Here is a 23,922-nt window from a genome sequence, read left to right as displayed (position 1 = left end):
TACAATACAAAACGAATTAAGAGCAAACTAAAAGGACTGACACCGATTGAATATCGGGCGTCAGTCCTCAAGGCCGCTCAATGACATGTCCTAATTTTGGGGTTCATATCAAATTTGGGTGCTTTTTTTTTTGGAATTGATGACTACATTTTTGCTATAATAGATAGCGATAAGAAAGAGGAAAACCATGACGGATACAAAGTATAAAAGAGTTTTAATGAAGCTGTCAGGCGAAGCCTTGGCTGGTGCTAAGGGTCAGGGGATTGACCTGGAGACAGTCGCCCAAATTGCCAAGGAAATCAAGGCAGTCCATGATATGGGCACTCAAATTGCCATCGTTGTTGGTGGCGGTAACCTATGGCGTGGTGAACCCGCTGCCCGTGTTGGGATGGAGCGGTCACGCGCCGATTATACCGGAATGCTTGGAACGACCATGAATGCTTTAGTCCTCCAAGATGCTTTGGAACGGGCCGGCGTTGATACTCGCGTTCAAACGGCGATTACGATGCAACAGATTGCGGAACCTTACATCCGTGGTCGTGCTATTCGTCACCTTGAAAAGGGTCGGATTGTGATTTTTGCTGCAGGAACTGGTTCACCATACTTCTCAACGGACACAACTGCGGCTTTGCGGGCAAACGAAATTAATGCCGATGCAATTTTGATGGCAAAGAACGGTGTTGATGGTGTTTATGATTCAGATCCAAATACAAACCCAGATGCCCAGAAGTTTACAACTTTGACGCACTTGGATATCATTCAAAAGGGCTTGAAGGTTATGGACTCAACTGCTTCATCGCTCTCAATGGAAAATAACATGCCACTTGTTGTCTTTAACTTGAACCAACCTGGTAACATCGAACGGGTCATCAAGGGTGAGGCAATCGGAACCACAGTGACTGGAGAAAAATAATGGCTTTTGATTTTACAAGTACCAAAGAACGGATGCAGGGCGCTCAAGAAGCTTTGCGTCGTGAATTAGCAGAAATTCGGACGGGACGAGCAAATCCCCGTATTTTGGACCGAGTAGAAGTAGAATATTACGGTGCGATGGTACCGTTGAACCAAGTTGCTTCGATTTCAGTACCTGAAGCACGCTTGCTTTTGATTACACCATTTGACAAGAACGCCTTGGAAGCAATCGTGACGGCGATTAACGTTTCTGATTTGGGCTTGAACCCTGCTTCTGACGGTAATATTGTCCGTTTGGCCATTCCACAGATGACGGAAGAACGTCGTAAGGAATTGGCTAAGGACGTTAAGGCCGAAGCCGAAAAGGCGAAGGTTGCCGTTCGTAATGTTCGTCGTGATGCCATGGATGCCATCAAGAAGGACAAAGAAATGACCGAAGATCAAGTCCATGATGCTGAAGACCAAGCTCAAAAGTTGACGGACGAAAACACCAAGGCAATTGATGGAATTGCTGCGGAAAAAGAAAAAGAATTGTTGAAGATCTAAGGACTGTTAGGTCAAAGATGATTGTTGTAAAGGCTTGCAAGTCATTTGGCTGGCGAGCTTTTTCTATTTTTAACGATTTTTTTCTTGACCTTTTTCAGAAAAATCGGCATAATATGGATAGATTAGTTTAAAGTTTTGACCCGGTTTGGCACCCGGTGAGCTGAGAACCGTGAAAGTGTCAACGACTGAGCAATTGGCCGTTGGAAATCAGGTGGAACCGCGCGTTAGCGTCCTGATGTCAAATTTTGACATTGGGGCTGTTAACCGCGGTTTTTTTGTCGGATAAGGAGGACTTTATGGCAAAGCTGAAGTATCATTTGGAGTCGGACACGGTTTTAGTTTTAAACGAGGATGGCCATGCTGGTGATACCCTGGATTTGAAAGACGAGCTCCAAGTTGATACTAGTCAACTGGGGGTGGCTGTGCAAACGGCCATTGATGAGAAAATAGCTCAGGAAAAGGTCGATTGGGAAAAGAGTCAGCAAGACCTGGTCAAGGCACAAATTGACCAGGAAAAGCAGAAGGCTGATTTAGCACTGGAGAAGGCTAAGCAGGCTGAGAAAGATGCGGCGCAAAAGGAACAAAATCAGTTGCATGATCAATTGACCCAGCTGCAAGCGCAGTTGGACCAGGAAAAGCAGAAGGCTGATTTTACACTGGAAAAGGCCAAGCAGGCTGAAAAGGATGCGCCCCAAAAAGAGCAAAATCAGTTGCATGACCAATTGCTGCAACTTCAAGCACAGTTGGACCAGGAAAAGCAAAAATCTGATTTAGCGCTGGAGAAGGCTAAGCAAGCTGAGAAGGATGCGGCCCAAAAAGAAAAGACGGAGCTGCAAGAGCAACTGACGCAGTTACGGTCACAGCTGGATGCGTTTAAGGACCAGGAAGCTGCTAACAAGGCACTGGCGCTGGCTGAACAAAAGGAAAGCCTGCAGAGCACCTACCAGGCTGAAAAGGACCAGGCCGGTCAGAATCGACAGGAACTAGAAAAGCAACTGGCCGATTTGAAAAATCAGGTTGAAAATCAGGGTCGCGACCAAGAACTAGCCTTGGCGAAGGTGAAGTCGGACTACGATGCGCAATTGCAGGCGGCTCAGGAGCAAGTCGAGTTCTATAAGGACTTTAAGGCTCGGCAGTCAACCAAGGAGATTGGTGAAAGCCTGGAAGTTTACGCTCACCAGGAATTCAATAAGATTCGTCCCTACGCGTTTCCTAACGCCTACTTTGAGAAGGACAATGAGGTTTCAAAACAATCCGGCTCGAAGGGTGATTTTATCTTCCGTGATTCTCAAGATGATGTTGAATTTATTTCGATTATGTTTGATATGAAAAATGAGGCGGACGCGACTGAAAAGAAGCATAAGAACGCTGATTTTTTTAAGGAACTTGATAAGGACCGCAGGGAAAAGAAGACGGAATATGCCGTTTTGGTTTCGATGCTGGAGGCCGATAACGAGTACTATAATACCGGAATTGTTCAGGTGCCGGATTACGAGAAAATGTACGTGATTCGACCTCAATTCTTTGTCCATTTTATCGGCCTCTTGCGCAACGCAGCCTTGGATTCGCTCCAGTACCGGCGGGCTTTGAAAGAAGAACAAGAGCAAAACATTGATATTACCAATTTCGAAGATAACATCACGGCCTTCAAAGACCGCTTTGCCAAAAACTATAATTCCTACTCGAGCAACTTCCAGAAGGCAATCGAACAGATTGACCGGGCGATTAGCCAGATGGAAAACGTGAAAAAGAGCCTGACGACTTCTGAAAATCAGATTCGTCTCGCTAACAATAAGTTGGAGGATTTGACCGTCAAAAAATTGACGAAGGATAATCTAACCATGACGGCGAAGTTCGCTGATTTAAAAGCAGACCAAGGCGGTGAAGGAAAGCCGTAAATTCGTCACAGCGTTTTAAAACTTTAATGATGAAAGAATAAAGGAAAGACTTATGTCCAGTGAAAAACTATCAGTACAAGACATTATTTTGACACTGCAAGAGTTTTGGGCCGAAAAGGGCGCTAACTTGATGCAGGCTTACGATAACGAAGTCGGAGCGGGAACTCAAAGCCCTTATACCTTCTTACGCGCTAATGGTCCAGAACCTTGGCGAGCAGCCTATGTTCAGCCATCACGGCGACCAGCCGATGGCCGTTATGGCGACAACCCCAACCGTTTGTTCCAACACCACCAATTCCAGGTGGTAATGAAGCCTTCACCTGACAACATTCAGGAATTGTACCTGGCTTCTTTGGAAGCTTTGGGTATTAAGCCATTGGAACACGATATTCGTTTCGTTGAAGATAATTGGGAAAACCCTTCAATGGGTGCTGCCGGAATCGGTTGGGAAGTTTGGCTGGACGGGATGGAGGTTACTCAGTTCACTTATTTCCAACAAGTCGGTGGAATCGAAGTTGATTCCGTTACGGCTGAAATTACCTATGGTTTGGAACGACTTGCTTCTTACATCCAAGACGTGCCAACGGTTTACGATTTGGAATGGGGCCATGGCGTTTTGTATGGTGATATTTTCAAAGAACCAGAATACGAACACTCAAAGTATGCCTTTGAGGAGTCAAATCAGGAAATGTTGCTCCAACATTTTGATGATTTTGAAAAGGAAGCTCAGCACAATTTGGAATTGGGCTTGGTTCACCCAGCTTATGACTATATTTTGAAGTCTTCTCATACCTTTAACTTGTTGGATGCCCGAGGAACGGTTTCCGTTACGGAACGAGCTGGTTATTTGCACCGAATTCGGACAATGGCTCGGAAGGTTTCAAAGGTCTTTATCGAAGAACGAGCTAAGCTTGGCTTCCCATTGTTGAAGGATGAAGCATTACGTGAAAAGTACTTGGGTACTAAGGGAAAGTACGCCAAGAAGGAGGATCAGGACTAATGGCAGATTTTATTTTAGAAATTGGTTTGGAAGAAATGCCAGCCCACTTGGTAACGAGTTCTGAAAAGCAGTTAGTCGACCGAGTTTCTGATTTCTTAGACGAACACCGGCTTGATTATGAAGAAATGAAGCCATTCTCAACACCACGGCGTTTGGCTGTTGAATTGACTGGTTTGGCAGCTGGTTCAAAGGCCGTTGAAGAAGAAAAACGTGGCCCAGCCGTTGATCGTGCCAAGGACGAAAACGGTGACTGGTCAAAGGCTGCTCAGGGATTTGCTCGTGGACAGAAGACCACACCGGAAGCCTTGATTGAAAAAGACGGCTACTTGTGGGCCAAAACTGAAATTGCTGGTGTGCCAGCTGCTGAAATTTTAGCAAAGTTGGGTGCTGAGGTTGTTGAAAAAATGACCTTCTCAACTTACATGAAGTGGGGTAATCATAGCTTCTCTTACATCCGTCCAATCCGCTGGTTAGTGGCACTTTTGGACCAGGATGTAGTTGATTTTTCTGTTTTGGACGTTCCAACAGGTCAAACAACTCGTGGCCATCGCTTCCTATCAACGGAAAACGTGACAATTGCGAGTGCTACTGATTACGAACAGACAATGCAGGATGCCTTTGTTATGGCTGATGCAGCCAAGCGCAAGGCGACAATTCAAGCACAGTTGGAAAAGATTGCCCAGGACCAAAATTGGCACTTGGACTTGACGACTGATCAAGCGCAAGACCTTTTGGAAGAAGTTAACAATATCGTTGAATGGCCAACAGCCTTTGCCGGGAACTTTGACCAAAAGTACTTGGAGTTACCAAAGGAAGTCTTGGTGACTTCGATGCGTGACCACCAGCGTTTCTTCTTTGTGACGGATGATCAGGGTGACTTATTGCCACACTTTCTTTCTGTCCGCAATGGGAACGAAGAAAACTTGGCCAACGTTGTCGCTGGAAACGAAAAAGTTTTGGTTGCTCGTTTGGAAGACGCTGTCTTCTTCTACCAGGAAGACCAACAAAAGTCGATTGATGACTACATGGACCGCGTGAAGAAACTAGTCTTCCATGAGAAGATTGGTACTGTCTACGAACACATGGTTCGTGTACGGGCTTTGGCTGGCCAATTAGGCCAGGCGCTGGGTCTGTCATATGAAGAGCTGTCTGATTTGAACCGGGCTACTGAAATTTATAAGTTCGATTTGATGACCGGTATGGTCGGCGAATTTGACGAATTGCAGGGTGTGATGGGTGAACATTACGCCAAGCTCTTTGGTGAAAATGATGTTGTTGCCCATGCGATTTTGGAACACTATTTGCCAACTTCAGCCACTGGTGAAGTCGCTGATTCAAAAATTGGAGCGGTATTGGCTGTTGCCGATAAGCTCGATTCCATCGTGACCTTCTTTGCGGCCGATTTGATTCCTTCTGGTGCCAACGACCCTTATGGTTTGCGTCGAGCAGCAACTGGAGTTGTTCGGACACTGGAAGCGCATGACTGGCACTTAGATTTGTTGTCCGTCTTGGCGAACTTCAAGGACCAAAACAAGGACGTAGCCGATGCTGATTTGGCACAGGTCATTACCTTCTTGACGGACCGTGTCAAGAAGCAGGCCGCAGATGCCGGTGTTCGTTCGGATATTGTTTCAGCTGGAACGGCTAACGTGGTCACCGGTGATTTGGTTTACGTGGCTGATCGAACAGAAGTCTTGGCAAAGCATTCAAAGGATGCAAACTTCCGCGATGTGATGGAAGCCTTGTCTCGGGTAAGCCGCTTGGCAAGTAAGGAACGAATTGAGGCTGCTGTTAAGCCAGACTTGCTTGAGAACGACCAAGAAAAGGCTTTGTACGAAGCAAGTAAGAATTTGAACTTGGCCGAATTGGAAAATCAGGGTGCGGAAGCATTGTATCAAGCGTTGGCTACATTGCAGGAACCAATCGCTGCTTACTTTGAAAACACATTGGTTAATGACAAGAAAAAGGCAATTAAGAATAACCGTTATGCACAGTTGAATGCCTTGGATAAGTTGATTGCTGGTCTGGGTGATATTGAACAAATTGTGATTAAATAAGTAGACTTATAAGTTAACTTGACAAGAAAAACAGGTGAGAATAACTTCTCCCTGTTTTTTATGTGGATAAAAAGGTTAGAAATACCGCAAAAAATTAGCCGAAGTATTGTTGCTTGATGGGTGGGTCGACTGGGTGGATATCTTTTTAATGTTGCAGGCTTCAAGGCAAAGCAAGAATAACTCTTTGTTTCATCAGGGTTTTCCTGTAAAATGGACAGTAAGTACAGACTCTAAAAAAGCAGGATATTCATGGCAGATTTTACTTTAGAAGAATTAAAAGAACGGCAAAAGCGCATTCGAAACTTTTCCATTGTGGCCCATATCGACCACGGAAAGTCGACAATTGCCGACCGGATTTTGGAACAGACCCAAACGGTGGCCGAACGTGATATGCAAAACCAGCTGCTGGATACCATGGATTTGGAACGGGAGCGCGGGATTACCATTAAGTTAAATGCGGTCGAGGTTCATTACAAGGTTAATGATGGCGAAACCTATATCTTTCATTTGATTGATACACCGGGGCACGTGGACTTCTCTTATGAAGTTTCACGGTCTTTGGCGGCGGCGGAAGGGGCCATCTTAGTGGTCGATGCGGCCCAGGGAGTGGAAGCTCAAACATTAGCGAATGTTTATTTGGCGATTGATAACAATCTTGAAATCTTACCGGTTATCAATAAAATCGATTTGCCTGCTGCTGATCCAGAAAAGGTCAAGGGCGAAATTGAGGATGTGATTGGTCTTGATGCCTCTGATGCCGTCTTAGTGTCGGCTAAGCAGGGAATCGGCATTCCTGAACTCTTGGAACGGATTGTTTCTGATTTTCCAGCGCCGGATGGCGACCTTGAAGCACCATTACGGGCTTTGATTTTTGACTCGCAGTACGATGCTTATCGTGGTGTTGTGGTCAACTTGCGAGTTCGTGAGGGGGTTGTTAAGCCTGGTGACCGGGTGAAGATGATGAACACCGGGGCGGAATACGAAGTGACAGAAGTCGGTGTGATGTCACCGGATGCCCAAAAGCGTGATTACTTGATGGCCGGTGATGTTGGCTACTTGACGGCATCGATTAAGGACATTCAGACCACGCATTCAGGAGATACGGTGACGTTGGTCGACAATCCGGCTGATGAGCCACTCCCTGGTTATCAGCCAATGACACCCATGGTTTATTCGGGATTATATCCTTCGGATAATGCCAAGTACGGTGACTTACGAGAAGCATTGGAAAAGTTGCAGTTAAACGATGCTGCGCTGACTTTTGAACCTGAAACGTCGCAAGCCTTGGGCTTTGGTTACCGAGTTGGGTTCCTTGGCCTCTTGCACATGGATGTTATTCAAGAGCGGTTGGAACGTGAGTTCGATTTGGACTTGGTAACAACGGCACCATCTGTTACTTACCGGGTCACAACGGTTGACGGTGAAGTCTTGATGATTGAAAATCCATCTGAATTGCCGGAAAGCCAACAAATCAAAATGATTGAAGAACCATTTATTCATGGCAATATCATGGTTCCAAACGAATATGTTGGGGCGGTGATGGAATTAGCCCAACGCAAGCGTGGCGAATTCGATACGATGGAATACCTGGATGAAAATCGGGTCAACGTTAAGTATTATTTGCCGCTTTCTGAAATTATCTTTAATTTCTTTGACAAGTTGAAATCATCAACGCGCGGCTATGCTTCCTTGGATTATGAAATCGATGGCTATCGTCCAGCTGATTTGGTCAAGATTGATATTCTTTTGAATTCTGAAAAGGTTGATGCCTTGTCCTTTATCGTTCATCGCGATTTTGCGGCAGAACGCGGTCGTGTGATAACTTCGAAATTGAAGGAAATCATTCCAAGACAAAACTTTGAAATTCCAGTCCAAGCCGCAATTGGAAACAAGATTTTGGCCCGAACAAACATCAAGGCTTACCGCAAGGATGTTACTTCAAAGATTCACACGGGTGATCCTGATCGTCGAGCCAAGCTTTTGGATAAGCAAAAGCGTGGTAAGGCCCGGATGAAAGCTGTGGGAACGGTTACTGTTCCGCAAGAAGCCTTTATGGCTGTTTTGCAGACGGACGATGATGAAAAGTATGCCCGCGGTAATTAATTTCTGGTACCTTCTGAGTGGTCTTGTTTGAAAAAATCAGGAATCCAGTTTAAAATGACGGTACAAGCGATTCGAAGGAGAGCGTAGCTGAATGTCTTTAAAAACTGTATTTCAAAAAGTAACCAACTACTTTCAACCCAAAATGACTGCAATTGGTATTATTCATAATGGGTCTTTAGAAGCAGCAGATGCTTTTGTTGAACGGCAAGTGCGCAAACCAACGCCAGACGACAGTGAGGTTTTGGTTCGGATTTTGGCGACAGCGGTTAACCCTGTCGACACCAAGATGCGGGCTGGTTATCGCCAGGACGGTGTTTTTCGCGTTTTTGGTCTTGATGTTGTTGGTGTGATTGAAGAGGTCGGTAAGGACGTGACTGACTTTTCTGTTGGCGACCGCGTCTTTTATGCTGGTAAGCAACACGCCTTTGGTGCCGATGCCGAGTTTCAAGTGGTTGAGGTCGACATGATTGCGTTGGCACCAAAGAATTTGGATAATGTCGATGCGGCAGCCATGCCCTTGACATCAATCACGGCTCACGATGTTTTGCACCATGGTTTTCATTTGCCGGTGGCGCAGAATAGTGCCCAGGGAAAATCAGTACTCATTATCAATGGTGCTGGTGGTGTTGGTTCGGTTTTGGTTCAGATGGCCAAGTACCTTGGATTGACAGTGATTGCCACGGCGGGAACTCCCGAATCCAAAAATTGGGTCCGGGAGTTAGGGGCTGATTTTGTCCTTGATTATCATGAAGACTTGCAAAAACAGTTGGCAGCGATTCATTTCCCTCAAGTTGACTATATTGCTAATTTGCAGGATACGACGGCTTATTGGGATTTGATGGCGGCGGTCATTAAGCCCTATGGTGAAATTGCAGCGATTGTTGAAACGACCTTACCAGTTGACCTAGGTGATTTAAAGAGTAAAGCTGCTTCGTTTTCTTGGACCTTTATGTTGGCACGTGGCAATGAAAACTTTAACCTTGCTGAGCAAGGCCAAATTTTGCGTGATGTTGCTAGCCTTTTGGACCAGGGGGTCATTCGCCCAACCGTTACCAAGGTCTACCAGGGATTATCAGTTGAAAACGTGCGTCATGCTAACCAGGATGTTACTAGCCACCATACGATGGGGAAAGTTGTTATCGATTATATGGCCGAAGAAGAGGCTAATAATAAGGTTGAACAGACGGTTGCTAATAATGTAGCGCCAGTTGAAGTAACAATGGCAGATGCTAATAATTAACACGATTTGGGACGGGGACCAAGCGGTCCTCGTTTTTATTTGAGTCGTTGCAGGAATAATAAACGAGGAAAAAGATGATTACGTATCAAAAGGTTGTCTGGCAGGTACCGGCTGAAAATCAGGATGTAGTGATTGCGACCTTGGTAGCGCTCGGGGCAGAAGGTGCCGAGCAGGGGACAGACACGGTCACTATTTACCAGGATGTTAATCAAGAAGGTTTTGAAAATCAGATTGCGACCTACATTGCCGGTTTAATGGCCCTCGCTGAGCGGGGACTGGCGGTTAATAGTCAGCCGATTTCACAGGAACGATTGGATTCAACTACCTTTGAAAACGAATGGAAGAACTACTACCATGCCAGTCGCGTGACCAATCAGTTTACGGTGGTGCCTGCTTGGGAAGACTATCAAAAAGTTCAGGACCAGGAAAAATTAATTGTGATGGATCCCGACCAGGCCTTTGGTACTGGTACTCATCCAACCACTTCGTTGATGATTCAAGCTTTGGAAGCCGTTGTTCGTGGCGGGGAAAAAACGATTGACGTTGGGACTGGATCGGGTGTTTTAGCAGTCGCTGCCAAACATCTAGGAGTTGGCTCGGTATTGGCGACCGATATTGACGAAGAGGCAGTGGCGACGGCTCAAGCTAATTTGGCATTGAACCCTGTTGCTAGTGATGTCACCGTGATTGCGTCGGATTTGATGCAGGATGTGCCACAAGAGTGGAATCAGTCTGATTTAATTATGGCGAACATTTTGGCTGATGTGATTACGCCGCTGATTCCTCAAGTAGTACCGATGCTGACGGCTGAGGGTTACTTCTTGGTTTCAGGAATTTATGATGATGTGGAACCCGCGATTGAACAGGCGTTGGGAAGCCACGGACTAACCATCGTCCAGCACTTAAACCAAGGAACCTGGCATGCCTTTATTACCAAAAAGGCAGATGACTTAATCAACGACTGATTTTTTAGGAAGAGAAATCGATGCAACGTTACTTTTTAGAAGAACCCATTCAAAATCACATCATCCTGACGGCTGATATGCCAGCTTTTAAGCATTTGGTGAAGGTTTTACGCGCCAAGGTCGGGACGAAAGCGGAATTTTTCGATGGTCAATCGCGTTTGGTGCTTGGCCAAGTCGAAGAAATCAGCCAAGACCAGGCCATCATTACGGTTCTGTCTGACATTGACCAGCAGGTGGAATTACCTGTCGAGGTTACGCTGGTTGTTTCACCGATTAAAAAAGATCGCAACGAATGGCTGGCTGAGAAGGCAACTGAATTGGGAGCAAGTCGTTTACTTTTCGTGCCGATGGAACGGTCGGTCGTTTCCTGGAATGAAAAACAAGAAGCTAAGCAATTAGAACGACTGCGGGCCAAAGCGGTTGGTGCTGCCGAACAATCGCACCGACTGAAAGTGCCGGAAATTCGCTTTGCGGATTTTGCTGAGGTTTTAGCACTGGAAAAGGATCAGGGATTGGTCGCTTGGGAAGAATCTGCTAAGCAGGGCGAAAAGGCGGCTTTGGTTGATTTAGCGCAAGCCAGTAAGCCTGGCCAACACTTTGTGGCCGTCTTTGGCCCAGAGGGTGGTTTGACTGAAGAAGAGATTAATACCTTGCAAAAGGCCGGCTATCGTCCAGGTGGTTTGGGCCCACGAATCTTGCGGGCGGAAACGGCGCCGCTATATACATTAGCCGCTTTATCAACATTATTAGAATTAGAAAAATAACAGAAAAATGAGTCGGGGTTGTCAAAAATCTTGCCCTCATCGGCTAAACAGCCTATAATTTGTTATAACAATTTCACTGTGAATGAGGTTTTTACATGCGTAATTTTTTAAATAAATTACACCACTCAGCTTGGTTTTATAACTTATTGATCATGATTTTCGTGGCAGTCTTGTTGCCATTTGTGGCCGACAAATTTGACTGGTCAGATATTAATCTGGTCTTTTGGCTCTGCTTTGTCTTAAATGGGGGCTTTGCCTTGTACTTTGGCGCTCAAATTCGCAAGCACGGTCTGCGTTTTTACTGGATTTTTGTGCAGCCACTGCTTTTTGGCGTGGTGACTACCTGGTACTTTGACTGGGTTGATACTGAATATGGTTATTATTTGGCCGGTTTGTACTTGGTTTTGACGATTTTTACTTTTTGGTCCGATACGCGATCTGACCCCGATGAAGACCTATTGCCAATCGATGGCGGTTATGAAGATCTTTAATAATCAAAGAAAGCGCCCCCCAAAAGGGGGCGTTTTTCTGTTAAAATACTAAGAGAATAATTTTTTACTTTTTACCCCTTTGGAGGAAGCATTCGTGATTACTGTTGCAGACATGTCATTTTCATTTTCTGGTAAGAAACTTTACCAGGACGTTAACTTAAAGTTGGTCCCCGGCCATACGTACGGCATTATCGGAGCCAATGGTGCCGGTAAGTCAACCTTTTTGAAATTGCTTCAGGGGGAATTGGAACCGACTGAGGGTGTCATCAGCATTAGCGATAACGACCGAATGTCATCCTTACAGCAGGATCACTTCGCCTTTGATGACTTTACGGTGATGGACACGGTTATCCAGGGACACGAACGCCTCTACCAGGTTAAGACTGAAATGGACGCTATCTATGCCAAGCCTGATTTTTCAGATGAAGACGGGGTGCGTGTTGGTGACTTATCCGCTGAATTTGAAGAGCTGGACGGCTGGAACGCTGAAACTGAAGCAGCACAATTGTTGACTAAGTTGGGCATTGATGAATCAATGCAACAAAGCATGATGGGCGACTTGACTGAAAACGATAAGGTGAAGGTCTTGTTGGCTCAGGCTTTGTTTGGTAACCCAGATATCTTAGTTTTGGATGAGCCGACTAACGGATTGGATGTTCAGACGATTGCCTGGTTGGAAGACTTTTTGGCTGACTTTGAAAACCTCGTGATTGTTGTCTCGCACGATCGTCACTTCTTGAACGTCGTTTCAACGAATATCTTAGATGTCGACTACGGTAAGATTACGCCGTTCGTTGGAAACTACGATTTCTGGCGTGAATCAGCTGAATTGGCCCAACGCTTGGCCTCACAGCAAAACGCTAAGAAGGAAGAGCAAATCAAGCAGCTGCAAGAATTCGTTGCACGGTTCTCTGCCAACGCCTCAAAGTCAAAGCAGGCAACGGCTCGTAAGAAGCAGTTGGACAAGATTACGTTGGATGATATCAAGCCTTCATCCCGTAAGTATCCTTACATTTCCTTCCCATTGAACCGTGAATTGGGGAATGACTTAGTTCGCGTTGAAGGGGTTTCCAAGACGATTGATGGTGAAAAGGTTTTGGATAACATTACCTTTACTGGCCGTCCTGGCGATAAGATTGCCATTTTGTCCCGGTCTGATTTGGCAACGACCACGTTGATGCAAATCTTGGCTGGTACGATGGAACCCGATACTGGTTCTGTTACTTGGGGGGTTACAACAACTCAGTCATACTTGGCTAAGGATTTGAACGATAACTTCGACGACCAAGAAAAGGTCATCTTGGATTGGTTGCGTGATTTTGCCGAAGAAGAGCAAAAGGACAATACGTCATTGCGTGGTATGCTCGGTCAAATGCTCTTCAAGGGTGATGACGCCTTGAAGCAGATTAAGGTTTTGTCCGGTGGCGAAAAGGTTCGAATCGTTTTGGCTAAGTTGATGCTGTTGAAGGCCAACGTTTTGTTGCTTGACGATCCAACAAACCACTTGGATTTGGAATCAATTCAGTCACTGAACGATGCGGTTGCGGACTTTAAGGGCTCTGTTATCATGACTTCTCATGACCACGAATTCTTGGAAACAACGGCAAATCATATCGTTGAAGTTTCTGCCAAGGGCGTGGTTGATCGTTTGGATACTACTTATGATGACTTTATTAACACGGACAGTATTCAAGCCAAGGTGAAGGCTTTGTACGATTAATTCATAAGCTGATGGTGAGAACCATCAAGGAGCGCTTTCGAGCGCTTTTTTGCTTAAGTAAAAAGGAGATTTTTAATGGCTGCAGGTATTGATAAATTAGCTTTCTACACGCCAGGACTAGCACTTGATATGGTCGAATTAGCAAAGGCTAGAGGCGATGAACCTGACAAGTATACGATTGGAATTGGTCAGTCTGTTCAATCTGTCGTGCCGAACTACGAAGACGTGGTGACAATGGGGGTCAATGCCGCCAAAAAAATCTTGGCCGCTGATGATATTGCGGCCATTGATATGCTGATTTTTGCTACCGAGTCCGGGGTTGATAATTCCAAATCAGCGGCCGTTTTTGCGCAGAAGTTGTTGGGCCTATCGCCTTATATTCGGACAATTGAAATGAAGCAGGCTTGTTATGCCGGAACCTTTGGTCTGATGCAAGCCAAGGACTACGTGAACTTGCACCCCGACAAGAAAGTTTTGGTGATTGCGGCTGATATCGCTCGCTATGGGCTGAAGACAGCTGGAGAGGTCACGCAGGGGGCCGGTGCGATTGCCATGGTGGTGAGCGCTGATCCAGCGATCGCTGAAATCGAAGATGATTCCGTTTGTATGAGCCAGGACGTTCCTGATTTTTGGCGACCAGTGGCCGCAACAACGGCCTTGGTTGACGGCCATCTGTCAACGGATATTTACAAGGAAATGTTCTTGACACTTTGGACTCGGTATACGGAACAGACAAAGTTGTCGTTGGCCGACTTTGCCGGCTTTGCCTTCCATCTGCCATACACGAAGATGGGCAAGAAGGCGTTGGACCAAATTTTGGACCAAGCAACACCTGAGCAGCAGCAATTCCTGCAGGAACAACTGGCGGCTTCACAGGTTTATAACCGTCAGGTTGGAAACCTCTACACGGGTTCTGTCTACCTTGCGCTACTTTCCCTATTGCAAAAGGGAAAAATCGCTGCTGGTCAACGATTGGCCGTCTTTTCTTATGGATCGGGTGCAGAGGCCGAGCTCTTTTCATTAAAGATCCAAGAAAACTTCCAGTCTGCTATTGCTAGCCAGGACGTCGATGGTATGTTAGCCGATCGCCGTCAGCTTTCAGTCAGCGAGTATGAGGAAGTCTTCAATTCACAGCTGTTTGACTATCGAGTTGATGCAACAACGGCAGGTCCCGAGAACACGGGCTTGTGCCAGTTTGTTGGTTGGCAAAATGGTCACCGCCAATACAAGATCAGCTAAAGGCAAACATTTGTGGCAAAGCGTGCGAAACGTTCTATTTTTGTCCTATTTTTCATTTAGAATGTTATCCCGTTGCAACTTGCTTTTGGTAAACTAAGAGAATAGGTAAACAGGTAAGTAAAGGAGAATTACCCATGGCAAAGCGGATTTATTTAGCTGGACCATTTTTTTCAGAAACACAGATTAAGAAGGCTGAGCGCCTCGAAAAGGTCTTAGAAGAACACGACCAAGTTGGTCACGTTTTTTCACCCCGAAAGCATCAGCATGCTGAATATGAACTTTTTTCAGAGCCATGGCGTCACGCCGCCTATGGGTCCGACGTTGAAGCCATCGACAATTGTGATGTGATGGTAGCGTTGGCTGATTTTGACCGGGCTGATACCGATTCAGGCACTGCTTGGGAAATCGGTTATGCGAAGGCCAAGGGAATTCCCGTTGTCGTCATCAAAGAGGAAGCGGATATTACGTTGAACTTAATGATTGCTATGTCATTAACGGCATACTTCGACAAGATTGAAGATGTCGCGTCGTATGATTTAGAAGCTTTGCCAGCAAAGCCATATGATGGCGAAGTTATCTAAAAATCAGCAAAGTCGGGCCTGACAAAAATTGTAGGCCTTGAACCAGTAATTAGAGGAGAAAATCATGATTAAAGCAGTTGTCACCGTTGTTGGCCAAGACCAAACAGGAATCGTTGCAGGGATTGCCACTACCTTGTCAGAACATGGGGTCAACATTTTGGATATGTCTCAGACCATTATGTCGAAGACTTTTACCATGTCAATGTTAGTAGCAATCGATGCTGCTGCTGATTTTGATGAAGTCTATGCCTCTGTTAAAGAGGAAGGCGCTCGTTTAGGCGTGACTGTACACGTTCAACGAGAAGAAATTTTTGATACGATGTCCCACATCTAATTTAAAAAAATTAGTGCGAACAAAGACGAAGAAAAGAAGCAAATAATGGATACAACACAAATTCGAGAAACAATTCAGATGGTCAAAGAAGATAATTTTGACATCCGGACGATTACGATGGGCATTTCTTTGCTGGACACTGTTGGTGGTTCAGTTGAAGAAACGGCGAAGAACGTTTATCAAAAGGTGACAACCTATGCCAAGAACTTAGTGGCGGTTGGTCAACAAATTGAACGTGAATATGGTGTACCCATTACGAATAAGCGGATTTCGGTCACGCCGGTTTCTTTGATTGCCGGTAATGCCGATGAAAAGGAAATCCTTGTTTTGGCGCATGCCTTAGATGATGCCGCTAAAGAGGTTGGCGTTGATTTTATTGGTGGTTATTCCGCTTTGGTCCAAAAGGGCTTTTCACATGGTGATTTGGCGCTGATTAAGTCATTGCCAAATGCTTTGACGGAAACGGACGTTGTGATGTCTTCCATTAACGTTGGTTCATCAAAGGCTGGTATCAACCTTGATGCCGTCAAGTTGATGGGTGAGACCATTAAGGCTATTACGGATAAGTCTGACACAGCGAATTCAAAGATGGTTGTCTTTGCCAATGCCGTTGAAGATAATCCCTTTATGGCTGGCGCCTTCCACGGTGTTTCAGAACCGGACGTTGTGATTAACGTCGGTGTTTCAGGCCCTGGTGTTGTTAAGCGTGCCTTGGAACAGGTCAAGGGGGAGTCCATTACGGTGGTTGCCGAAACCATCAAGAAGACGGCCTTTAAGATTACCCGTGTTGGTCAGTTAGTTGGAACGATTGCATCGGAACGCCTTGGCGTACCGTTTGGAATTGTTGATTTGTCCTTAGCACCAACACCAGCTCGTGGTGATTCTGTGGCCGAAGTCTTGGAAGAAATCGGTTTGGAACAAGTTGGGACGCATGGAACGACTGCTGCTTTGATGCTCTTGAACGATGCCGTTAAAAAGGGTGGCGTGATGGCCTCACAAGGTGTTGGTGGTTTGTCAGGTGCCTTTATCCCTGTTTCAGAAGATGCAGGCATGATTGATGCCGTCCAGGCTGGAACGTTGTCATTGGCCAAATTAGAAGCGATGACGTCCGTATGTTCTGTTGGATTGGATATGATTGCCATCCCAGGTGATACACCAGCGACAACCATTTCAGCAATGATTGCTGATGAAGCAGCGATTGGAGTGCAAAACAATAAGACCACAGCTGTGCGAATTTTGCCAACGAATGGTACAAAGGTTGGCGACATGGTCGACTATGGTGGTTTGTTGGGAACTGCTCCGGTGATGCCAGTGGTGGGTAAGTCTTCTGCTGACTTTATTAATCGCGGTGGCCACGTGCCTGCACCAATTCATTCCTTTAAGAATTAAAAAAAGAAAAAATGAGCCTTTGACCAGGTATGGTTTGGGCTCATTTTTTGCTGGCGCTGATATTTGGCATGGTAAATGATGATAAGAAAAAGGCCCACTTTGCAGTGGGCCTTTCATGCGTATTAGTTAAAATCATTGTGTTGACGGTGAGCGCGTCGACCATAAGAGTAGCGGTCGTTTTCAGCAACAACCCGCTTATTGAGTAAATCTTTGGCCTCATGATGGGTTGGTGTGAAGGTCGTCCCGTTTTTCCATGCTTCTCGTTGGTCACGGTGATTTAAAATGTTATCACGGATGCTCAAGAAGAAGGCATCGACCTTGACCCGCTTCAACCCAAAAATGTGGCGTAAATAACTTCTGGTCGAATTAACTGGTAGATTCATGACGAAATCCTCCGTATCGTTTCTGTAATTAGTATTACTATACAATGCCATTCGTCTAATTACTGTCACATAGGTCAAGGTTAGTGGAATCCTAACTATCTTAAGTTCTTCTTAACATTTGTCTTTGTATAATGGAAATATGGAAATCAATGCTGTACAACAATACCAACAATACTTGCGGGCAGAACGTGGTTATTCGCTTCAAACTGTGAAAGCGTATCGAACCGATATTGACGAATTTGTGAACTATTTGACCGATAATGGGGGCTTCACTGGCTTTACCAGTGTGAAAACCCTCGATGTTCGAGTTTACTTAGCCAGTCTTTATGATCAAATGCTCGCGCGAACGACGATTGCCCGTAAGGTTTCGAGTCTGAAAAATTTCTATGCTTATTTGGTGAGTGAAAATTTAGCCGTTGATAATCCCTTTGATGGGGTGGCGCTGCGGAAGCACCAGGCACATTTACCGGAATTTTTTTATGATAATGAGATGCTGGAACTCTTTCAGGTTGCCTATGACCAGAATGACCATCCCCTCTGGCGCCGAGATGCCGCTTTGTTGGAATTCTTATTCGCCACAGGAACCCGAGTTTCTGAATTTGCGGGACTGACATTGGACCAAATTGATTTAAATCAGCGTCTGGTGCTGATTCACGGAAAAGGGAATAAGGACCGTTTTGTGCCTTTTGGTTCATATGCCAAGAAAGCCTTGGAAGACTATTTAGACAACTGCCGGCCGATGTTAATGGCTAAAAGTCACCGTTTAGATCAAAAAGATGTCGTCTTCTTAAATGCCAATGGTGGCCCAATCACTACTGCCGGTGTGACTTATATTCTCAACCAGTTGATGCAAAAAACGACCCTAACGGGTAAGATTCATCCGCACATGCTACGGCATAGCTTTGCGACTGCTTTGTTAAACCGAGGAGCAGATATGCGGACTGTTCAGGAACTATTGGGACACGCCAATCTTTCAACGACTCAAATCTATACTCATGTTTCGAAAGCGATGCTCCAGGATTCGTATCAAAATTTCTTTCCACGGGCCAAAAAAGCGGGTGAAGGACACACAAAAAGAGGGGGATGATTTTTATCCAACAGTTTTTTTAAAGTGCGGGCCAATTAAATTGTCATTCTTAAGAATAGATAGTAAAATAAAGTTATGATAATTCTGGAGAATGACAAATTAAAGGTACAAATCAGCGAGCATGGTGCGGAGCTGATTTCAGCGTGGAATAAGGAAGCGGAACTAGAGTATATCTGGTATGGGGATCCCATGTATTGGGGTCGGCATGCGCCTAACCTTTTCCCTATTGTTGGTCGCCTTCAAGGGGATCAGTATGAACTGGCTGGTCAAACTTATTATATGAACCAGCATGGTTTTGCTCGAAATATGGATTTTTTGATTGTCAGTGAGCAGGATGACGCTGTTCGTTTGCGGTTGGAGGATTCCGAATCGACACGGCGAATTTATCCGTTCGCTTTTATTTTTGATGTTATCTTTACCCTGAATGGTTCATCATTGAAAGTTGAGTACGAAGTTAAGAATCCAGCGAGTCACGATTCACTGTTCTTCTCCGTTGGAGGGCATCCAGCCTTTAACCTCCCACTTGATGGTGGTAAATTCTCGGATTACTATTTGTCTGTGACCCCCGAAAAGGTTTACGATCGAATTCGCTTGGTTGGACCTTATTCGAATCCAAATGTGCCAACGCCATTCTCTTCCAATATTCCATTGCGTCTGCGTCAAGAAGACTATCATGATGATGCCATTATTTTGAAGCTCGATCGGCAGAAGACAACTTTCTTGTTGGCTCGGCTAGCGAACCAGCATGGCATGGAAATGACGATTGATAATGCCCAGTTTGTTGGTGTTTGGACTCCAGCCGGGAAGGATGCGCCGTTTATTGCCGTTGAACCTTGGTGGGGGATTGCCGATACCGTTGATGCCACCGGTAACTTTAAGGAAAAGTTTGGTGTGAACGTTCTTGCAGCGGGTGATACCTTTAACGGTTCCTACTCGATGAATTTCTTTTAAGCAAAATATTTTAAATCAATCAATGAAAGAAAAAAGCCGGCTGCTCATCCAGCTGGCTTTCGGATTATTAGACTATGAAAATTACAGAATTATTTGAACAGAAAAAGCCAATTGCCCAGTCAGCCTTAGCCGTTCCGATGGCATTGGGGCCGGCCGATAAATTTACGCCCTTCAAGCAGGCGTTAGACCAGAAGAATCCAGATGCTGTTATCTGGCAAGCTGATGCCATTGTGGATGAGTTTTCCAAAGAAGTCATTTGGGACCAGGTTAAGGCCGGTGGTGCGCAGGCGGTTGAAGAGCGTGATGCTTCTGCGATGAAAAAAGCCGCAATGAAGGCAGAATTGGACCAGGCTCACCAAGAATTTCTATCTAATTGGCCGGCTATGCACCAGCAAATTGTAAAGGAATTAGTGGACAACGCTCTTCAAACAGCAGGAGATCACTTGGTTTTGCTGGCTTATACGACGAAAGAGGCCGGTGGTCAGGGAGAACTAGCGCCGGCTGACCAGGCTTATTTCTTAGCCACGGCATTGCAAGCCGGAACAGACCGTTTTGCCGGAGTCTACTTGCCAGAGGAACTGGATGAAAATTTGCAGGAAAAGGTCATAGCCGTCGCCGAGAAAGTGGCTGTTCCGGTTATTCGAACGGGAATAATTGATGATTTGACGCCAGAAACAATTCGAGCGGCTTTCTCTGCTTTGTTGACCAAGAATCCGGATGTGGTGAATTTGCAGGTTGCAGCTGATCGGCTAGCTGAAATTGACTTAGCTGATTTTGAATTAATTTTAGCCGGTTTGGCTGATCGAGCCGGCGAAACTGCTCTTGTGTTAACGGTTACCGGTATCCTTTCGAAGGATCAAATTGAATCTTGGCTTGTTTTTCAATCTGCCCTCGTCACCCTAGCCTTAGGGGAAAATTGGCAGACACCGTTGATTAAAAGTACGATTAGTGAATTAGGTTGGGCGTAATTGTTACTGTATCTATGAACTGATGTTTGTTTAGATTTTTTCAACAATTTGTGCGAAATTGTGCGATGCTACTTGTTGATAATTTCGGGAATCAGAATGCATTGAACAGCAAACGTTGAATGCAGAAGTGATCGATTTCCTATGATATAAAATAAATCTGCATGGATTAGAAAAACTCGTTTAAGAGATAGGAGCTTGCCTAACAAGGCTAGTGATGTTATACTGTTGTTAACCAACTGAGGTAGTTTATCTATCTACCTACCCAGCACTCTTCGGAGTGCTGTTTTTTTATGCTCAAAACTTAGTTTTACTGGCTAGCCGTTCGACAGTATTATCGGCAGAAAAAAGACTCCGTTTTCCTTATCGGTTGATAGGGAGAGCGGAGTCTTTGCTTTATTGTCCATTATTGTTTGGGTATAGGCTGTTTAGATAGGCAACCAAACCTGATTTGACATCGCGAGCAATCTTTTGCTGATAGGAACTTTGACGAATGTAAGAGAAGTCATGGTCTGAATTAATGAAACCATTCTCGAGTAAGACGGCGGGTCTGGTGACGTCTTTAATCACGAGGTAAGGCATCGTTTCGTAACCGCGATTTTCAAGTGGTAGGTTATTCAGTGAGCCATTTAAAGCTTGGGCGAGTGATTGTGAATTGTCATTATAATAATACTGGGAAACGCCAGAAGCACTGTTGTTCGACTCTGAGGAGTCGAAGTGGAAGGAAATCTGGGCATCGGCGTTATACTTTTCGGCCTTGCGGGGGATGTAAAGTAGGGGAACAACGACATCCTTGGTGCGGACCATGATGACCCGCGCACCGGAATCAGTCAAAACTTTTTCAGTCGCCAACGCCGTTCTCAAGGTGTAGGTCTTCTCATAGTGCTTACCATCCGTTGAAATCGCACCGGTATCCGAACCGCCATGTCCGGGATCCAAGACGATAGTCGCTTCGGATAGCTGTGTGGCCGTCTTTAATTTGGTGTTATTGGCAACCCAAGAAGCGACCCAACCAACTTTTTGATTGTTATCGCGCTTAACCTGCCACCAACCATTGTTTTTGGCAACAACAGTCAGTTTGGTGCCGGCCTTCAACTTGGTGATTTGTTTGTAGTTCAGTCCCGGACCCGTTCGTAAGGGAACTTGGTCTGGACGAGTCGTCAGTTGGTTTTGTTGCGCCAGCGAGATGATGAGAATCATGGTCGCAAAGGTGAAGACGCCAACGATGATGGCTCCGATTTTATTTTGTTTAATCCAATTTATTAAATGAAACATCAATCCGGCCTATTCTTCATATACTTCTGTTTATTTTATCACGAATATTCCAGAAAAAGGGTCCTTGATTCGAGTATAATAGAAGACATGAAACAATTTAGAGTAGAAAATTTAACGTCTGTATACGGTGAAAAGGTCTTCTTTGATGGCCTTTCCTTTTTGATTACCCAGGGTGACCGTGTTGGCCTGGTTGGGGTTAATGGGTCCGGGAAAACGACCCTTTTAAATGCCCTTTCCGGTAAGCAGCCCGCTGATCATGGGACAATTTCGACCCAAAATGATTATCGCGTTGGATACTTGGAACAAGATCCTGATTTGGCTGGACACATGCAGGTCCTAGATGCGATTTATGCTGGGGACCAGCCTGTTTTTCAAACAATTCGGGCTTACCAGGAGTCCTTAGATTTCCTGGCACAAGATCCCGAAAATCCAAAAGCAGCCAGCCGCTTTGAAAAGGCCCAGGCTGCTATGGATCGTGATGATGCCTGGACCATCGAGGCCCAGATTAAGACTATTTTAACGCAGTTACATTTAACGAATTTAAATCAGGAAGTGGCCAGCCTGTCTGGTGGCCAAAAAAAGCGTGTTGGTTTAGCGCAGGTTTTGATTCAGGAGCCAGATCTCCTGATTTTAGATGAGCCGACCAACCACTTGGATTTTGATTCCATTGCCTGGTTGGAACAGTACTTGGCCAAGTACAAGGGTGCCTTATTGACGGTTACGCACGATCGCTATTTCTTGGATCGGGTGACGAATCGAATTTTTGAGCTTTCCTTTGGGAAACTCTATGAATACCAAGGAAACTACCAAGATTACGTCGAGGGCAAGGCTATTCGCCAGGAAAACGAGGCTGCTGCTGAACATAAGCGCGAAAAGCTTTATGAAAAAGAACTGGTTTGGATGAAGAAATCAGCCCGGGCCCGGACAACGAAGCAAAAGGGCCGAGAAAGGGCCTTCGCGGAGTTAGAGGACTCGCTAGGGAATGTGCGTACGGACCAAGACGTTGAGGTGTCATTGGGCCAGCAGCGCTTAGGTAAGAAAGTAATTGCCTTAGACCATGCCTCTTTGGCTTTTGGCGACCAGTTGATTTTTAAAGACTTGTCATTGCGTTTTGGTCAACGCGACCGAATTGGTATTACTGGACCCAATGGGGTTGGAAAATCTTCTCTTTTGAATGTTTTGGCCGGGCGGTTGCCATTGACTGATGGGGTATTAGAAATCGGGGAAACGGTGCGAATCGGCTATTACACACAGGTAACGGAGGAGATTCCGGCCGATAAGCGGATGATCGAATACCTAACGGATGTTGCTTCGAGTGTGAAGGACCGCGATGGCAACGTTATTTCTGCCAAGGACCTACTAGAACAGTTCCTCTTCCCAAGTTTTATGCATGGGACTTTGGTGCGTAAGTTATCTGGTGGTGAAAAGCGACGGTTGTACCTACTAAAGATTCTTTTGCAGGAGCCAAATGTTTTGTTGCTGGATGAGCCAACTAACGATTTGGATATCGGTACTTTAACCGTTTTGGAAAATTTCCTGGCCCGCTTTGCAGGAACTGTCGTGACGGTTTCCCACGACCGTTATTTCTTGGACAAGGTGGCCGATTACGGTTATTATTTGTCTGGTAATGGTCAAGTTGATCGTTATAATGGCGAGTTCTCACTTTATTTGGATGAGATTGTCTTACCAGGTGAAAAAAGTGCCGGGACGAGTCGTCTGGATAAAAAAGAAAAATCAGCAACGGAAAAGTCAGCAGCACCTGCACAAAAGCCTAAAGAGCGTAAGTTAACCTATATGGAAAAGCGCGAATGGGAAACGATTGAGGATGAGATTGCTGATTTGGAAGCGCAAGTAGAGGATTTTAATGACCAAATGGCCGCCAATGGTGCCGATTATCAAAAGGTCGTTGAAATTCAAAGTCAATTGCAAGAGGTCTCTGATGCCCTTGATGCGAAAATGGAACGCTGGGCTGAATTAAGTGAAATTGTTGAAGGACAGGGTTAAGACCCTGTTTTTTTATTG

The 23,922-nt window shown here is 45.4% G+C and carries 22 protein-coding genes; 20 read left to right on the top strand and 2 right to left on the bottom strand.

What is annotated here, in order from left to right:
* The 16 genes from AABI08_RS08445 to AABI08_RS07180 all read left to right on the top strand — a co-directional run.
* Positions 1-84 (top strand): IS3 family transposase (locus AABI08_RS08445; RefSeq protein ID WP_421823473.1); only part of this gene is annotated, 84 nt, incomplete at its 5' end.
* A 103-nt stretch (positions 85-187) separates the two neighbouring features.
* A complete protein-coding gene (gene pyrH / locus AABI08_RS07250) occupies positions 188-913 on the top strand; it encodes a UMP kinase (protein WP_047974473.1) in 726 nt (241 codons plus the stop codon).
* Positions 913-1,458 carry a ribosome recycling factor gene (gene frr / locus AABI08_RS07245; protein WP_338344175.1) on the top strand — a complete coding sequence of 182 codons (546 nt, stop codon included), beginning with the start codon at positions 913-915 and terminating at the stop codon, positions 1,456-1,458. Before pyrH ends, frr begins: the two co-directional genes overlap by 1 nt.
* A 296-nt stretch (positions 1,459-1,754) precedes the next feature.
* On the top strand, positions 1,755-3,356 hold the full coding sequence (locus AABI08_RS07240; RefSeq protein ID WP_338344177.1) for a DUF2130 domain-containing protein: 1,602 nt from the start codon (positions 1,755-1,757) through the stop codon (positions 3,354-3,356).
* Between the two features lie 52 nt (positions 3,357-3,408).
* Positions 3,409-4,356: a glycine--tRNA ligase subunit alpha gene (gene glyQ / locus AABI08_RS07235; RefSeq protein ID WP_338344178.1), complete on the top strand. Its 948-nt coding sequence runs from the start codon at positions 3,409-3,411 to the stop codon at positions 4,354-4,356.
* Complete coding sequence (gene glyS, locus AABI08_RS07230) at positions 4,356-6,413, top strand: glycine--tRNA ligase subunit beta (protein WP_338344179.1); 2,058 nt, start codon at positions 4,356-4,358, stop codon at positions 6,411-6,413. The genes glyQ and glyS overlap by 1 nt, the downstream gene beginning before the upstream one ends.
* 249 nt (positions 6,414-6,662) lie before the next feature.
* A complete protein-coding gene (gene lepA / locus AABI08_RS07225) occupies positions 6,663-8,516 on the top strand; it encodes a translation elongation factor 4 (protein ID WP_338344181.1) in 1,854 nt (617 codons plus the stop codon).
* A gap of 91 nt (positions 8,517-8,607) precedes the next feature.
* Positions 8,608-9,756, top strand: a complete 1,149-nt coding sequence (locus AABI08_RS07220) for a zinc-binding alcohol dehydrogenase family protein (RefSeq protein WP_338344182.1) — start codon at positions 8,608-8,610, stop codon at positions 9,754-9,756.
* A gap of 74 nt (positions 9,757-9,830) precedes the next feature.
* Positions 9,831-10,721, top strand: a complete 891-nt coding sequence (gene prmA / locus AABI08_RS07215; protein ID WP_338344184.1) for a 50S ribosomal protein L11 methyltransferase — start codon at positions 9,831-9,833, stop codon at positions 10,719-10,721.
* A gap of 20 nt (positions 10,722-10,741) precedes the next feature.
* Positions 10,742-11,485 carry an RsmE family RNA methyltransferase gene (locus AABI08_RS07210; protein ID WP_338344185.1) on the top strand — a complete coding sequence of 248 codons (744 nt, stop codon included), beginning with the start codon at positions 10,742-10,744 and terminating at the stop codon, positions 11,483-11,485.
* A 95-nt stretch (positions 11,486-11,580) separates the two neighbouring features.
* Positions 11,581-11,976 (top strand): hypothetical protein, encoded by a 396-nt coding sequence (locus tag AABI08_RS07205; RefSeq protein WP_338344186.1) that lies wholly within the window; start codon positions 11,581-11,583, stop codon positions 11,974-11,976.
* Positions 11,977-12,070: 94 nt separating this feature from the next.
* Complete coding sequence (locus AABI08_RS07200) at positions 12,071-13,696, top strand: ABC-F family ATP-binding cassette domain-containing protein (protein ID WP_047974465.1); 1,626 nt, start codon at positions 12,071-12,073, stop codon at positions 13,694-13,696.
* A 75-nt stretch (positions 13,697-13,771) separates the two neighbouring features.
* The gene (locus AABI08_RS07195; protein WP_338344187.1) at positions 13,772-14,935 is read left to right on the top strand and encodes a hydroxymethylglutaryl-CoA synthase; all 1,164 of its coding nucleotides are present in this window, start codon (positions 13,772-13,774) and stop codon (positions 14,933-14,935) included.
* A gap of 134 nt (positions 14,936-15,069) precedes the next feature.
* Positions 15,070-15,516, top strand: a complete 447-nt coding sequence (locus AABI08_RS07190) for a nucleoside 2-deoxyribosyltransferase (protein ID WP_047974463.1) — start codon at positions 15,070-15,072, stop codon at positions 15,514-15,516.
* A gap of 64 nt (positions 15,517-15,580) precedes the next feature.
* Positions 15,581-15,850, top strand: a complete 270-nt coding sequence (locus AABI08_RS07185) for an ACT domain-containing protein (RefSeq protein ID WP_047974462.1) — start codon at positions 15,581-15,583, stop codon at positions 15,848-15,850.
* 45 nt (positions 15,851-15,895) lie between these two features.
* The gene (locus tag AABI08_RS07180; RefSeq protein ID WP_338344188.1) at positions 15,896-17,239 is read left to right on the top strand and encodes a PFL family protein; all 1,344 of its coding nucleotides are present in this window, start codon (positions 15,896-15,898) and stop codon (positions 17,237-17,239) included.
* 122 nt (positions 17,240-17,361) lie between these two features.
* Here AABI08_RS07180 and AABI08_RS07175 read toward each other — a convergent pair whose 3' ends face one another.
* Positions 17,362-17,622: a hypothetical protein gene (locus tag AABI08_RS07175; protein ID WP_168778260.1), complete on the bottom strand. Its 261-nt coding sequence runs from the start codon at positions 17,620-17,622 to the stop codon at positions 17,362-17,364.
* 139 nt (positions 17,623-17,761) lie between these two features.
* Between AABI08_RS07175 and xerC the strand changes: the two genes are divergently transcribed.
* From xerC to AABI08_RS07160, 3 genes are all read left to right on the top strand, one after another.
* Entirely contained in the window at positions 17,762-18,709 is a 948-nt protein-coding gene (gene xerC, locus AABI08_RS07170) for a tyrosine recombinase XerC (RefSeq protein ID WP_338344190.1), read from the top strand.
* Positions 18,710-18,784: 75 nt separating this feature from the next.
* Complete coding sequence (locus tag AABI08_RS07165) at positions 18,785-19,660, top strand: aldose 1-epimerase family protein (RefSeq protein ID WP_047974458.1); 876 nt, start codon at positions 18,785-18,787, stop codon at positions 19,658-19,660.
* Positions 19,661-19,734: 74 nt separating this feature from the next.
* Entirely contained in the window at positions 19,735-20,628 is an 894-nt protein-coding gene (locus tag AABI08_RS07160) for a type I 3-dehydroquinate dehydratase (protein WP_338344192.1), read from the top strand.
* Positions 20,629-21,021: 393 nt separating this feature from the next.
* On the opposite strand, the gene AABI08_RS07155 is transcribed toward AABI08_RS07160, so the two are convergent.
* The gene (locus AABI08_RS07155) at positions 21,022-21,900 is read right to left on the bottom strand and encodes an N-acetylmuramoyl-L-alanine amidase family protein (RefSeq protein ID WP_338344193.1); all 879 of its coding nucleotides are present in this window, start codon (positions 21,898-21,900) and stop codon (positions 21,022-21,024) included.
* Between the two features lie 87 nt (positions 21,901-21,987).
* Between AABI08_RS07155 and AABI08_RS07150 the strand changes: the two genes are divergently transcribed.
* Positions 21,988-23,904 carry an ABC-F family ATP-binding cassette domain-containing protein gene (locus tag AABI08_RS07150; protein WP_338344194.1) on the top strand — a complete coding sequence of 639 codons (1,917 nt, stop codon included), beginning with the start codon at positions 21,988-21,990 and terminating at the stop codon, positions 23,902-23,904.
* Positions 23,905-23,922 lie beyond the last annotated feature (18 nt).

Origin of the sequence: Fructobacillus evanidus, assembly GCF_963580165.1 — a bacterium.
Lineage (GTDB): Bacteria > Bacillota > Bacilli > Lactobacillales > Lactobacillaceae > Fructobacillus > Fructobacillus evanidus.
The sequence above is the reverse complement of the archived record's forward strand: the minus strand, read 5'-3'. Positions and strand labels throughout refer to the sequence as shown.

What these genes read in the sequence shown, in the direction of transcription:
- AABI08_RS07180 (WP_338344188.1), top strand. Translation starts at nt 15,896, where the DNA reads ATGGATACAACACAAATTCGAGAAACAATTCAGATGGTCAAAGAAGAT.
- AABI08_RS07185 (WP_047974462.1), top strand. Translation starts at nt 15,581, where the DNA reads ATGATTAAAGCAGTTGTCACCGTTGTTGGCCAAGACCAAACAGGAATC.
- lepA (WP_338344181.1), top strand. Translation starts at nt 6,663, where the DNA reads ATGGCAGATTTTACTTTAGAAGAATTAAAAGAACGGCAAAAGCGCATT.
- glyQ (WP_338344178.1), top strand. Translation starts at nt 3,409, where the DNA reads ATGTCCAGTGAAAAACTATCAGTACAAGACATTATTTTGACACTGCAA.
- AABI08_RS07155 (WP_338344193.1), bottom strand. Translation starts at nt 21,900, where the DNA reads ATGTTTCATTTAATAAATTGGATTAAACAAAATAAAATCGGAGCCATC.
- AABI08_RS07210 (WP_338344185.1), top strand. Translation starts at nt 10,742, where the DNA reads ATGCAACGTTACTTTTTAGAAGAACCCATTCAAAATCACATCATCCTG.
- AABI08_RS07175 (WP_168778260.1), bottom strand. Translation starts at nt 17,622, where the DNA reads ATGAATCTACCAGTTAATTCGACCAGAAGTTATTTACGCCACATTTTT.
- AABI08_RS07220 (WP_338344182.1), top strand. Translation starts at nt 8,608, where the DNA reads ATGTCTTTAAAAACTGTATTTCAAAAAGTAACCAACTACTTTCAACCC.
- xerC (WP_338344190.1), top strand. Translation starts at nt 17,762, where the DNA reads ATGGAAATCAATGCTGTACAACAATACCAACAATACTTGCGGGCAGAA.
- AABI08_RS07165 (WP_047974458.1), top strand. Translation starts at nt 18,785, where the DNA reads ATGATAATTCTGGAGAATGACAAATTAAAGGTACAAATCAGCGAGCAT.
- AABI08_RS07205 (WP_338344186.1), top strand. Translation starts at nt 11,581, where the DNA reads ATGCGTAATTTTTTAAATAAATTACACCACTCAGCTTGGTTTTATAAC.
- AABI08_RS07150 (WP_338344194.1), top strand. Translation starts at nt 21,988, where the DNA reads ATGAAACAATTTAGAGTAGAAAATTTAACGTCTGTATACGGTGAAAAG.
- AABI08_RS07240 (WP_338344177.1), top strand. Translation starts at nt 1,755, where the DNA reads ATGGCAAAGCTGAAGTATCATTTGGAGTCGGACACGGTTTTAGTTTTA.
- prmA (WP_338344184.1), top strand. Translation starts at nt 9,831, where the DNA reads ATGATTACGTATCAAAAGGTTGTCTGGCAGGTACCGGCTGAAAATCAG.
- AABI08_RS07160 (WP_338344192.1), top strand. Translation starts at nt 19,735, where the DNA reads ATGAAAATTACAGAATTATTTGAACAGAAAAAGCCAATTGCCCAGTCA.
- frr (WP_338344175.1), top strand. Translation starts at nt 913, where the DNA reads ATGGCTTTTGATTTTACAAGTACCAAAGAACGGATGCAGGGCGCTCAA.
- AABI08_RS07195 (WP_338344187.1), top strand. Translation starts at nt 13,772, where the DNA reads ATGGCTGCAGGTATTGATAAATTAGCTTTCTACACGCCAGGACTAGCA.
- pyrH (WP_047974473.1), top strand. Translation starts at nt 188, where the DNA reads ATGACGGATACAAAGTATAAAAGAGTTTTAATGAAGCTGTCAGGCGAA.
- glyS (WP_338344179.1), top strand. Translation starts at nt 4,356, where the DNA reads ATGGCAGATTTTATTTTAGAAATTGGTTTGGAAGAAATGCCAGCCCAC.
- AABI08_RS07190 (WP_047974463.1), top strand. Translation starts at nt 15,070, where the DNA reads ATGGCAAAGCGGATTTATTTAGCTGGACCATTTTTTTCAGAAACACAG.